The organism is Grimontia indica (assembly GCF_000333895.2).
GTDB classification, from domain to species: Bacteria; Pseudomonadota; Gammaproteobacteria; order Enterobacterales; family Vibrionaceae; genus Enterovibrio; species Enterovibrio indicus.
On sequence record NZ_ANFM02000008.1, the window covers coordinates 16129 to 27334 of the forward strand.

13 protein-coding genes are annotated in these 11206 nt (G+C 48.8%); 8 read left to right on the forward strand and 5 right to left on the reverse strand.

Translation table 11 applies throughout. The annotated features are described in order from the left end of the window. The first annotated feature begins 14 nt into the window (after positions 1–14). From surA to D515_RS04615, 5 genes are read left to right on the forward strand one after another with little or no spacing between them, the layout of a single operon-like run. Positions 15–1313: a peptidylprolyl isomerase SurA gene (surA, locus tag D515_RS04595; RefSeq protein ID WP_002536463.1), complete on the forward strand. Its 1299-nt coding sequence runs from the start codon at positions 15–17 to the stop codon at positions 1311–1313. Further along, the gene (gene pdxA, locus D515_RS04600) at positions 1300–2295 is read left to right on the forward strand and encodes a 4-hydroxythreonine-4-phosphate dehydrogenase PdxA (protein WP_039849608.1); all 996 of its coding nucleotides are present in this window, start codon (positions 1300–1302) and stop codon (positions 2293–2295) included. Before surA ends, pdxA begins: the two co-directional genes overlap by 14 nt. Continuing rightward, a complete protein-coding gene (gene rsmA / locus D515_RS04605) occupies positions 2292–3101 on the forward strand; it encodes a 16S rRNA (adenine(1518)-N(6)/adenine(1519)-N(6))-dimethyltransferase RsmA (protein WP_002536467.1) in 810 nt (269 codons plus the stop codon). Before pdxA ends, rsmA begins: the two co-directional genes overlap by 4 nt. Positions 3102–3121: 20 nt before the next feature. Next, positions 3122–3496, forward strand: coding sequence for a Co2+/Mg2+ efflux protein ApaG (gene apaG, locus D515_RS04610; protein ID WP_002536469.1), 375 nt, complete (start codon positions 3122–3124; stop codon positions 3494–3496). 8 nt (positions 3497–3504) lie between these two features. After that, positions 3505–4338 carry a symmetrical bis(5'-nucleosyl)-tetraphosphatase gene (locus D515_RS04615; RefSeq protein WP_002536471.1) on the forward strand — a complete coding sequence of 278 codons (834 nt, stop codon included), beginning with the start codon at positions 3505–3507 and terminating at the stop codon, positions 4336–4338. 4 nt (positions 4339–4342) lie between these two features. Here the strand turns inward: D515_RS04615 and folA are convergent, their stop codons facing one another. The 4 genes from folA to rplU all read right to left on the reverse strand — a co-directional run bounded on the left by folA (position 4343) and on the right by rplU (position 7095). After that, positions 4343–4825 carry a type 3 dihydrofolate reductase gene (gene folA, locus D515_RS04620; protein ID WP_002536473.1) on the reverse strand — a complete coding sequence of 161 codons (483 nt, stop codon included), beginning with the start codon at positions 4823–4825 and terminating at the stop codon, positions 4343–4345. Between the two features lie 120 nt (positions 4826–4945). Next, a complete protein-coding gene (gene cgtA / locus D515_RS04625) occupies positions 4946–6124 on the reverse strand; it encodes an Obg family GTPase CgtA (protein ID WP_002536475.1) in 1179 nt (392 codons plus the stop codon). 384 nt (positions 6125–6508) lie between these two features. Beyond that, positions 6509–6766 (reverse strand): 50S ribosomal protein L27, encoded by a 258-nt coding sequence (rpmA, locus tag D515_RS04630; RefSeq protein WP_002536479.1) that lies wholly within the window; start codon positions 6764–6766, stop codon positions 6509–6511. Positions 6767–6783: 17 nt separating this feature from the next. Further along, positions 6784–7095: a 50S ribosomal protein L21 gene (rplU, locus tag D515_RS04635; protein WP_002536481.1), complete on the reverse strand. Its 312-nt coding sequence runs from the start codon at positions 7093–7095 to the stop codon at positions 6784–6786. A 269-nt stretch (positions 7096–7364) separates the two neighbouring features. On the opposite strand from rplU, the gene ispB reads away from it, so the two are divergent. Both ispB and D515_RS04645 read left to right on the forward strand, forming a co-directional pair. After that, positions 7365–8336, forward strand: coding sequence for an octaprenyl diphosphate synthase (gene ispB / locus D515_RS04640; protein ID WP_039849616.1), 972 nt, complete (start codon positions 7365–7367; stop codon positions 8334–8336). Between the two features lie 56 nt (positions 8337–8392). Next, entirely contained in the window at positions 8393–9079 is a 687-nt protein-coding gene (locus D515_RS04645) for a DUF3313 domain-containing protein (RefSeq protein ID WP_002536484.1), read from the forward strand. A 61-nt stretch (positions 9080–9140) separates the two neighbouring features. Here D515_RS04645 and mdh read toward each other — a convergent pair whose 3' ends face one another. Then, positions 9141–10076 (reverse strand): malate dehydrogenase, encoded by a 936-nt coding sequence (mdh, locus tag D515_RS04650; protein ID WP_002536486.1) that lies wholly within the window; start codon positions 10074–10076, stop codon positions 9141–9143. 308 nt (positions 10077–10384) lie between these two features. Here mdh and argR point away from each other — a divergent pair, with 308 nt between their 5' ends. After that, the gene (argR, locus tag D515_RS04655) at positions 10385–10855 is read left to right on the forward strand and encodes a transcriptional regulator ArgR (RefSeq protein WP_002536488.1); all 471 of its coding nucleotides are present in this window, start codon (positions 10385–10387) and stop codon (positions 10853–10855) included. Positions 10856–11206: the final 351 nt, after the last annotated feature.

The window sequence follows — 11206 nt, forward strand, 5'->3', positions numbered from 1 at the left end:
TTTTGGAAACACAAATGAATAAATGGACGAAAGCTTTACTGGCCACGGCAATCTCAGCCAGTTCGTTAATGGTGTCGGCTTCCCCGGCAGAATTAGATCGCGTTATCACTGTTGTGAATGAAGGAGTGATCCTTTCAAGTGATGTCGAATCTCTAAAAAAGACAGTGGCTTTGAACGCAGATACGGCAAACCTACCACCAGAAGATGTGCTCGAGCAACAAATCCTCGACCAGCTCATCATTGAAGAACTCCAGCTTCAAGAAGCCAAAAGATTGGGTATTCGTATCGACGACACCCGCTTAGAGCAGGCCATTGACTCTATCGCCAAAGACAAGGATGTGTCTGTAAACCAACTACGTGAAGAGTTAAAACGTAGCGGTATCACTTGGTCGTCTTACCGAGACCAAATCCGCCGTGAGATGACCATCAGCGAAGCGCGTAATGCTCAGGTTAGACGCCGCATTAATATTCTTCCTCAGGAAGTGGAGTCACTGGCATCCCAACTCAACGCAAAGAATTTAGAGAACGTTGAATACCGACTGAGTCATATCCAACTTCGATTAGATGAAGATGCAGACAAGGACGAGCGTGATGCTGTCGCGGCCAAAGCCAACGAGCTGGTTTCTGAGCTTGAGGCTGGCGCCAATTTCAAAGCGCTCGCTCTTGCAAACTCCAAAGGCCCGAAAGCACTTGATGGCGGTGATTGGGGATGGATGCGCCTTGAGGAAATGCCAACCATCTTCGCCGATCAAATCAAAAGCAACGGCAAAGGTGCTGTCATTGGTCCATTCCGCAGCGGTGTGGGTTATCACATTCTGAAAATTGCTGATGTAAAAGGCCTTCAATCTGTCGCCGTCACCGAAGTGAAAGCCCGTCATATCCTCATTAAGCCTTCTATCGTACTGAGTGATGATGGTGCGAAACGTCAGCTCAACCAAATGATTGCGCAAATCAACAAGGGCGAGAAAACCTTTGACGATTTAGCCAAACAATACAGTGCCGATCCAGGCTCTGCGGTGAAAGGAGGCGACCTTGGCTGGCAAACCTCAGAGCTTTATGTGCCTGAATTCAAAGATAAAGTCGACACGCTCCCAGAAGGTCAAATCAGCGAACCATTTAAAACCGTTCATGGCTGGCACATTGTCGAAGTGTTGGATCGTCGCCAGGCTGACCGCACCGACGCTGCAATGCAAAACCGTGCTTACCGCATGCTGCTGAACCGTAAGTTTAATGAAGAAGCACAGGCTTGGTTGCAAGAACTTCGTGCTGGTGCTTACGTAGAACAAGTGGGTAACCTTGATGAAGACAGCTAATCCAAAACGCATTGCGATCACCCCAGGAGAACCAGCGGGAATCGGTCCTGATTTGGTTCTCGCGCTTGCGCATGACAATTGGCCCCACGAGCTGGTGGTTTGTGCCAATAAAGCAATGCTGGCAGAGCGCGCCAAGCAGCTCGGTATTAGCGTCAGCTTTGAAGATTACGACCCATCAGCAGCACCCAAGGCCCATCAACCGGGCGTACTGGTAGTTTGTGATGAGCCACTTGAAGCTGACGTAGTAGCAGGCGAGCTCAATGAAGCGAATGGCCACTATGTGTTAAACACCCTAACCCGCGCAGCCGAAGGTAACATGCAGGGGGAGTTTGCCGCAGTGGTGACAGGTCCGGTTCACAAAGGTGTGATTAACCGTGCCGGCGTGTCATTCAGTGGCCACACTGAGTTCTTCCAGCACCACGCTAATGTGCAACAAGTCGTCATGATGTTGGCAACTGAAGGACTTCGCGTTGCTTTGGTCACCACCCATATTCCGTTAGCCTATGTCTCGAAAGCTATTACCGAAGATCGCCTATTCCAGGTGATTGGTATTTTGAACGACGACCTCAAATCCAAGTTCGGTATTACTGAACCTAAGATTTATGTCTGCGGCTTGAATCCCCATGCTGGGGAAGATGGCTGCCTAGGCCGCGAGGAAATCGACATCATCGAGCCAGCACTTGAAAAACTTCGCGAGCAAGGCATGAATCTCATTGGCCCTTTGCCTGCAGACACACTTTTTCAGGACAAGTACCTGAAAGATGCAGATGCCGTATTGGCGATGTATCACGATCAGGGGCTGCCTGTGTTAAAATTCAAAGGATTTGGAAAGTCAGTCAACATCACGCTTGGCCTGCCTTTCATCCGAACTTCAGTAGATCATGGTACCGCATTGGATTTAGCGGGTACCGGAACGGCGGATACTGGAAGCCTGCGGACAGCGCTATCCCACGCCCTCGAATTAGTAGATAAGAAAGCATGAGCGATAAAGTCCACCTTGGTCACCGCGCCCGCAAGCGTTTTGGCCAGAACTTCCTAAACGATCCGTACATCATTGATGGCATCGTTTCCGCGATTAATCCACAGCCAGGCGAAAACTTGGTTGAGATAGGCCCAGGTCTGGGGGCATTAACCGAGCCTGTTGCACGCGAAGTCGACAAACTGAGCGTGGTAGAGCTAGACCGCGATCTCGCAGAACGCCTTCGCCATCACCCGGATTTGGCAGATAAACTGACCATCTATGAAGGCGATGCGATGAAGTTTGACTTTACGCAATTGTCCTCTGAAGAGAATCCTTTGCGTATTTTCGGTAACCTGCCGTACAACGTTTCCACGCCATTAATGTTCCACCTCTTTAGCTTTGCGGGTAAAGTCAAAGACATGCACTTTATGCTGCAAAAAGAGGTTGTTAACCGTCTGGCTGCCGGTCCAAACAGCAAAGCCTATGGCCGATTGACAGTTATGGCACAGTACTACTGTAAAGTTGTACCTGTATTGGAAGTGCCGCCAACAGCGTTTAAACCTGCGCCAAAAGTAGACTCGGCCGTTGTGCGCCTTATTCCACACAAAGAGCTGCCACACCCAACCACTAGCCTTAAATGGTTGGAGCGTGTTTGCCGAGAAGGCTTTAACCAACGCCGTAAAACAGTGCGTAACTGTTTCAAATCACTGATTGATGCAGAAACCATGGAATCGCTGGGTATCGATCCTTCGGCACGCCCAGAGAGCCTCACGCTGGCACAGTTTGTTGCACTGGCAAACTGGATGGATGCAAACCATCAACAATAATTTCAGGGAACACTTCAGGGATGATAAACAACAACTTTACGGTTCGTGTGCTGACTCACTACGTAGAAGAACAATCTGAGCCGGATAAAAAACGTTATGTGTTTTCCTATACGATCACCATTGAAAACAATGGTGATCGTCACGCGCAACTTCTTCGCCGCAAATGGCTGGTCACCGATGCCAATGGCAAAAAACTGGTGATCGAGGGCGAAGGCGTTGTGGGTGAACAGCCCCTAATCGAAGCGGGCGACGAATATACTTACACCAGCGGCACTGTGCTGGAAACCCCAGTGGGAGTGATGCAAGGGTTCTACACCATGATCGATGTCGACGAGAAAGAATTCGACATCGAAGTCTCACCTTTCCGTCTCGCGCTTCCCAATATTCTCCACTAGGAACATCTGTGGCTACTTACCTTGTCGGCGACATTCAGGGCTGTTTTGACGATCTTAACGCACTATTGAAAGAAGCTAGCTTTGATCCATACAGCGATCACCTATACATAGCTGGAGATCTCGTTGCCCGTGGCCCAGACTCCCTTGCAGTACTGAGGTTTGTTAAATCCTTAGGAAAGCATGGCCATACGGTTCTTGGAAATCATGATCTCCACCTTTTAGCGGTTTCTGAAGGGATCATGAAACCAAAAGATAAAGACAAAACCCTACCGATACTGGAAGCTGAAGATCGTGATGAGTTGCTCAATTGGCTTCGCCAGCAGCCCCTGCTGATCCATGTTGATCAGGCCAATGAAGAGAGTCCAGGTTTTGTCATGACCCATGCTGGTATCCCTCCTGTCTGGGATATTGATACGGCTAAGACAAACGCCCGGGAAGTGGAAAGCGTCCTGAAAAGTGATCGTTATGTTTGGCTACTCAAAAACATGTATGCCAATGAGCCTGCACTTTGGTCACCAAACTTAAAAGGCATTGAGAAGTATCGCTATGCCATCAATGCCATGACACGCATGCGTTTTTGTGAACCGGATGGCAGCTTGGATATGGCCTGCAAACTCCCTCCGGAGAAAGTGAAAGATGGAAGTCTCATGCCTTGGTTTCAGATGCCAAATCGTCGCACGATTGACGAAACGCTGGTTTTTGGCCATTGGGCAGCACTTGGCGGCGTATTAACTGACAATCTGTTAGGGCTGGATACTGGCTGTGTGTGGGGTGGTTCACTCACCATGGTGAGATGGGAAGATGGGCAAAGGTTTTCTCGCCCTTGCCCGATTCATGCCTGACCGCTTACGCCCGCTCTAACACCACAAACTCCATGTTGTAGCGGTTCTTTTCATCAGCCTGATAGGATTCGCGGTGCGTCTCTGCCCATCCTTCCCCCCAATAAGGGAAACAGGTATCACCGTCTATCTCCGCATCAATAAAGGTCAGACAAAGCTTATCAGCCCGGGGCATGCTCGCTTCATAAATGGTACCACCACCAATGATCACCGCTTCTTCAACATCACCTGCTAGCGCAATCGCTGCGTCAATGCTGGTAGTGCTCTCCACGCCTTCTGCTGACCAGTTTTCATCTCGACTGATCACGATATTACGTCGACCCGGCAGCGGGCGGCCAATGGACTCATAAGTTTTCCGACCCATGATGACTGGCTTGCCTAACGTGTTTTGTTTGAACCAGGTAAAATCGGCAGGCAGATGCCAAGGCATGGCGTTGTCTTTCCCTATCACACGTCCCTTCGCCATTGCGGCAATCATACTGATCTTCATCTGCTATTGATCCTTTATTTTCAAACGGCTGCAACATGCTACATCACAGGTTTTCCCTACGGAACTGATTTGGGCGAAAAAAAACCGCCTTTATCTAGGCGGTTTTCTATGTATTCCGGATTATGGACGGTAGATGATCTCTACGTCGTAATCGTCTTCGTTCCAATCATCCCAGTCATCATCGTCGTCATCATCAGACTTAGACTGCTTCTTGATTTCCTGCTCGTGGTAGTCATCCCACTTGAATTCAACTTTAGCTTCTTCAGCCGCTTCTTCCGGCTCAATGGCCGTTGGCAGTGATTCGATGAATTCCATCAGATCGTAAGTGAGCTGCTGAGTATTGCCTTTGTTGATAGCAGAAATCGCGTAGTAAGGTTCATCCCAACCTAATGCATCAAGAATACGCTCGATTTCCGCTTCCGCATCTTCTTCACTCATCAGGTCGATCTTGTTAAACAGGATCCAACGTGGCTTATCAGCCAGCTTCTCGCTGTAGCGTTGAAGCTCTTCGATAATAGTGAATGCATTATCGACAGGATCAGAACCGTCAACGGGCATCAGGTCAATCATATGCAGCAGCACACGACAGCGTTCAAGGTGTTTCAGGAATCGAATACCGAGGCCGGCACCTTCCGCAGCACCTTCAATCAGACCTGGGATATCGGCAACAACAAAGCTCTTGTTGTCAGCAACACGCACCACGCCCAAACTTGGTACCAATGTGGTGAACGGATAGTCCGCCACTTTAGGCTTAGCCGCTGATACCGCACGGATGAAGGTAGACTTACCTGCATTAGGCAGACCCAGCATACCCACGTCAGCCAACAGAAGCAGCTCAAGACGCAGGTGACGCAGTTCGCCCTTGGTACCCATCGATTTTTGGCGAGGAGCACGGTTTACAGAGGACTTGAAACGGGTATTACCCAAGCCGTGCCAGCCGCCCTTCGCCACCATGATTTTCATACCATGGTGAGTCAGGTCAGCAATGACTTCGCCGGTGTCTTCATCAACGGCACGGGTACCCACAGGGACATTCAATATCAGATCGTCACCACGCTTACCGGTACAGTTACCACCACGGCCATTTTCACCACGGCCCGCTGCGTGGAAACGCTCAAAGCGGTAGTCAATCAGGGTGTTCAGGTTTTCATCTGCCAGCAGGTAAACGTCGCCACCATCGCCGCCGTCACCGCCGTCAGGACCACCTTTAGGCACATATTTCTCACGACGGAAACTGACTGTACCGTTACCGCCATCGCCGGCTTCAACGCGGATTACCGCTTCATCTACAAATTTCATTTTTCTTCTCCATGCCCTTCACCACCTTCGTCTTGGAAGGTATTACGTGTTCTGGGTTTACATTGGCGATCGAGCAGCACCCTGATGGAGCACTTCTGGCCGATGATCCTTGTCCGTTATTGAAGATCTTAGGATCAAAAGCCGGGTTGCGTTCAGTATTGTCTCGCTATATATGCCGACAGATGCATTAGTGACATCTGTGACATTCACGTGACGCGATTCCCTTCAAGCCGCGAACGATACGCGGCATGCGTAAATTCGCTGCTGAGCCGCCTGAGCTTACATTTATGTTGTATAGCTAAATGCTCTTGGACAAAAGTCACTTAGCTATGCAACAAAAAGCCCCGCCGTAAGGCAGGGCTTCAGAATCAGTATCGAGGGCTATTATTCAGCTTCGATGCTAACGAATTTACGGTTCTTAGGACCTTTAACCTCGAACTTCACTTTGCCATCAGACAGAGCGAACAGAGTGTGGTCTTTACCGCAACCTACGTTAGTGCCAGCGTGGAACTTAGTACCACGTTGACGAACGATGATGTTACCTGCCAGAACAGACTCACCACCGAAGCGCTTAACACCAAGACGTTTGCTTTCTGAATCACGGCCGTTACGAGTAGAACCGCCAGCTTTTTTATGTGCCATTTATCTCTTCTCCTAGATTAAGCGCTGATGCCAGTAATTTTGACTTCAGTGAACCACTGACGGTGGCCCATTTGCTTACGAGAATGCTTACGACGACGGAACTTAACGATTTTCACTTTGTCGCCACGACCGTGGGTAACTACTTCAGCAGTTACTTTACCGCCTGCTACGAACGGTGCACCAACGGTGATTTCTTCGCCGTTAGCTACCAGCAGAACAGAATCAAACTCAACAGTTGAGCCAGTTTCGATGTCTAGCTTTTCCAAGCGAATAGTTTGGCCTTCGCTTACACGGTGTTGTTTACCACCACTTTGGAAAACTGCGTACATGGTTTTCTCCGCATTTCCGCACAGCCTTCTGCGTTTAAAAATTGTGCAGTGAGGGGTGCGCATTTAATTCATCAATAGGGCGCGAATTCTACGGTAAGATTCGCCTTCTGGCAAGAGGGTAGTGAAAGAAAATTGGCGAAAACCTGTTCACTGTATTTAACCGCTTATTTTGCCAACATTGATACTGTGTCGAGTAAGGAATTTTAGTGTACTATCATCGCAAAAACGAGAGCAGCAAACTGCAATCTTCCCTTGGACCGGACGCATCAATGGATTTTAACACCATCCAAGCACTGACTGCCGATGACATGGCAAAAGTGGACAAAAAAATACTTGCGCAACTGAATTCTGACGTCGCCCTGATTAACCAATTAGGTTTTTATATCGTCAGTGGTGGAGGCAAACGCCTGCGCCCAATGCTTGCTGTTTTATCAGCCCGTGCGCTGAATTATCAAGGTGAAGGACACATCACCGCCGCTGCCTTTATCGAATTCATCCATACCGCTACCCTGCTACACGACGATGTTGTCGATGAATCGGACCTTCGCCGTGGCAAAGCAACTGCCAATGCTATGTTTGGCAATGCAGCCAGCGTGCTGGTGGGCGACTACATTTATACACGCTCATTCCAGATGATGACAGAGCTTCGATCTTTGAGGATCCTCGATCTGATGAGTGAAGCTACCAATGTGATCGCAGAAGGCGAGGTTTTGCAGTTGATGAACTGTAATGACCCCGACACCACTGAAGAAAGTTACATGCAGGTGATCTACTCAAAAACTGCGCGTCTTTTTGAAGCGGCAACCCAGATCGGTGCGATCCTGTCTGATTCTTCAGAAGATATTGAAAAAGCGATGCAGGATTACGGCCGCTACCTTGGCACCGCTTTCCAGCTTATTGATGATGTGATGGATTACACCTCACAAGGCGATGAGATGGGCAAAAATACCGGAGACGACTTGGCTGAAGGCAAACCTACCCTGCCATTGCTACACGCCATGCTCAACGGTAACACCGAGCAGGCAGCCATGATCCGTGAAGCGATCGAACAAGGTAATGGTCTGGACAAACTCGATCCTATCCTTGCCTGCATGGAGCAATGCGGCTCTCTGCAATACACTCGCCAACGCGCGGAGGAAGAAGCGGAGAAGGCCATAGAAGCCCTCGCGCCTATTCCAGATTCAGAATATAAAGAGGCGCTCAAAGCGCTGGCACACATTGCTGTGCACCGTAAAAAGTAATCTTGTTTAACGCACCCCAGGGTGCGTTTTCTTTTTGATGCGATTTTAAGGAAGAAATGTTGAAGCCCTTTCCCATGAAAGCCGCTGCCATTGTGTTAGGCAGTGCCATGCTTTTCGGCTGTGCCGGAGGCAATCGTATTCCCGCGACTTCATTCACATCATACGAAGATTTTAAAACCGGCCCTGAAGGCGGCGTTGATCTGGTATGGGCGCGCGTGGGATTACGCGATGAAGCAAGATTAAAACGCAAGCTTGCCCAATATGACTCCGTCGTTTTGGACAGGATTTACGTATTAACGTCAGAAAGCAATGAACTAGATGACGAAGATATTCACGAGTTAACAGAATATCTTGCACAAACACTTAAAGAAAAGATTGCTCCGCACAAACGTATCGTTGAAACACCTGAAAACAATACGCTTCGACTGAGTATTGCAATCAGCAACGTAGAAACGCCAAATCCAATTCTGGCGGTGACCAGTAGCCTGCTCCCTGTCGGATTAGGTATTTCTACGATCTCAAAGATCACCACTGGTGAACACACGAATGTCGGCAGCGCGACGATTGAGTTATTGGTCAGTGACGCAAGTGATGACAAGCCACTTTTCGCCGTCATAGACCGAGAGACAGGAAATAAAGACTTGTCCACCATGATTGACTCACTGGACGATGCCAAAGATGCGATCAACTTTTGGGTCGAGCGCTTAGGCAAAACACTCGACAGTAAAGTTACCAGCGAATAATCGAACAGCGCGGGCATAAAAAAAGCGGCTTACCAGCCGCTTTTTCTCTTTGAGGGAAAAGTTACTTAACGAACTCTTCGCCCAGTTGGATATCTTTACGCAGTGTATCCAGCATGCTGTCCAGTGCGTTTTGCTCGAAAGCACTCAGTGGGCCGTGATCCAGGATCTCTTCCACACCGTTTTTGCCCAGACGTACTGGTTGAGCGAAGAAGCGTGCGTATTTACCATCGCCTTCCACATAAGCACACTCAACAACGTCTTGTTCGCCTTGAGCTGCGCGAACCAGCGCCAGACCAAAGCGACATGCAGCCTGACCCATAGACAGAGTCGCAGAACCGCCACCCGCTTTTGCTTCAACCACTTCAGTGCCCGCGTTTTGGATACGTGGTGTCAGTGCAGCCACTTCTTCTTCAGTAAACTCAACACCTTCAACCTGAGACAGCAGTGGCAGGATAGTTACGCCAGAGTGACCGCCGATAACTGGTACGCGAACATCGCTTGGATCTTTACCTTTCAGCTCAGCCACAAAAGTTTCAGAACGGATGATATCTAGCGTGGTCACACCAAAGAGACGGTTCTTGTCGTAAACACCTTTTGCTTTCAGCACTTCTGCCGCGATAGCAACAGTGGTGTTCACAGGGTTAGTGATAATACCGATCAGTGCTTTCGGGCACACATCAGCAATTCTTTCACTCAGAGAACGAACGATACCCGCGTTCACGTTGAACAGATCTGAACGATCCATACCTGGTTTACGCGCTACACCGGCAGAAATCAGAACCACGTCAGCACCTTCCAGTGCAGGTGATGGATCTTCACCGCTGTAACCTTTGATAGATACTGGGGTCGGGATGTGGCTAAGATCGACAGCAACACCTGGCGTTACCGGCGCAATGTCATACAGAGCCAAATCTGAACCCGCAGGCAGACGGTTTTTCAAAAGCAGGGCTAAAGCTTGACCAATGCCACCAGCGGCGCCAATCACAGCAACTTTCATCTCGTTCTCCTTATTTACGATTTTATTATTTCAGACCTTGGATACGAGGTAAGTCAGCATAAGGTGGTTTACTTACATTCACTGACAACCCCGTATGCATAACGGACCTTTGCGCATGATACGTTCCCATCATAGATAACCACAAGCTTATCGGCATGAGGATAAGCTGCGCTTCTCATTTTTACCGTCAAAGCTCCTCAAGCCTGTTGAAAGGTGATAGGTGCGTCACTTTACCGCTGATTTTATTGCCCGTGACTGAATCACTATGCAAGAATGCGCCATCCTGACACGGGGAAGAAAGAAGAAATATGCGCAATTCAGATAAACAAGATCAATTGGTGAAGGCTTTTAAAGCCATCCTGAAAGAAGAGAAATTCAGCTCCCAGGGCGAAATCGTGGATGCTCTGAAAGCGCAAGGCTTTGAGAACATTAATCAATCTAAAGTCTCCCGCATGCTGACCAAGTTCGGCGCTGTACGCACTCGCAACGCAAAAATGGAAATGGTGTACTGCCTGCCAGTGGAACTTGGCGTACCCACTACCAGCAGCCCGCTGAAAGAGCTGGTCATGGATATCGACTACAACGATGCGTTGGTGGTTATCCATACTGGTCCTGGTGCAGCTCAGCTTATCGCTCGCCTCTTGGATTCACTGGGTAAAGCAGAAGGTATCCTTGGTGTAGTGGCTGGCGACGATACCATCTTTATCACCCCAACGCGCTCAACCACCACTGTGCGACTGTTTGAGGCCGTTTGCGGACTTTTCGATTACTCCCGATAATTCAAACAGAGAAAACCTTCCAAAATAGGCTGGATGATTTTCCGATCATCCAGCCTATTTCTTTATCCAAGTAGTCATACTCCGACACTATCTTTCATCTCATTATTGAGACTTTCTGGCTTTTATCTTCCCTCACGCCTCAATTCGATGCGAAATATCATGACAAAATATTTCTCTAGTTTTAAATTTTGGAAACGGATTTGTTATCATTCATAACCAAAGAATCCTAAATACACAAAATAAACTGAGTCTTACACAAGACCGTGCAAAGCAGTACTCGTCATTAGGTGAAGACAATAAAGGCGTATAAAACACGCTGTGGAGATAGCCCGCTTCGTTGCGGGTTATCCG

What these genes read in the sequence shown, in the direction of transcription:
- surA (WP_002536463.1), top strand. Translation starts at nt 15, where the DNA reads ATGAATAAATGGACGAAAGCTTTACTGGCCACGGCAATCTCAGCCAGT.
- pdxA (WP_039849608.1), top strand. Translation starts at nt 1,300, where the DNA reads ATGAAGACAGCTAATCCAAAACGCATTGCGATCACCCCAGGAGAACCA.
- rsmA (WP_002536467.1), top strand. Translation starts at nt 2,292, where the DNA reads ATGAGCGATAAAGTCCACCTTGGTCACCGCGCCCGCAAGCGTTTTGGC.
- apaG (WP_002536469.1), top strand. Translation starts at nt 3,122, where the DNA reads ATGATAAACAACAACTTTACGGTTCGTGTGCTGACTCACTACGTAGAA.
- folA (WP_002536473.1), bottom strand. Translation starts at nt 4,825, where the DNA reads ATGAAGATCAGTATGATTGCCGCAATGGCGAAGGGACGTGTGATAGGG.
- cgtA (WP_002536475.1), bottom strand. Translation starts at nt 6,124, where the DNA reads ATGAAATTTGTAGATGAAGCGGTAATCCGCGTTGAAGCCGGCGATGGC.
- rpmA (WP_002536479.1), bottom strand. Translation starts at nt 6,766, where the DNA reads ATGGCACATAAAAAAGCTGGCGGTTCTACTCGTAACGGCCGTGATTCA.
- rplU (WP_002536481.1), bottom strand. Translation starts at nt 7,095, where the DNA reads ATGTACGCAGTTTTCCAAAGTGGTGGTAAACAACACCGTGTAAGCGAA.
- ispB (WP_039849616.1), top strand. Translation starts at nt 7,365, where the DNA reads ATGGATTTTAACACCATCCAAGCACTGACTGCCGATGACATGGCAAAA.
- D515_RS04645 (WP_002536484.1), top strand. Translation starts at nt 8,393, where the DNA reads ATGTTGAAGCCCTTTCCCATGAAAGCCGCTGCCATTGTGTTAGGCAGT.
- mdh (WP_002536486.1), bottom strand. Translation starts at nt 10,076, where the DNA reads ATGAAAGTTGCTGTGATTGGCGCCGCTGGTGGCATTGGTCAAGCTTTA.
- argR (WP_002536488.1), top strand. Translation starts at nt 10,385, where the DNA reads ATGCGCAATTCAGATAAACAAGATCAATTGGTGAAGGCTTTTAAAGCC.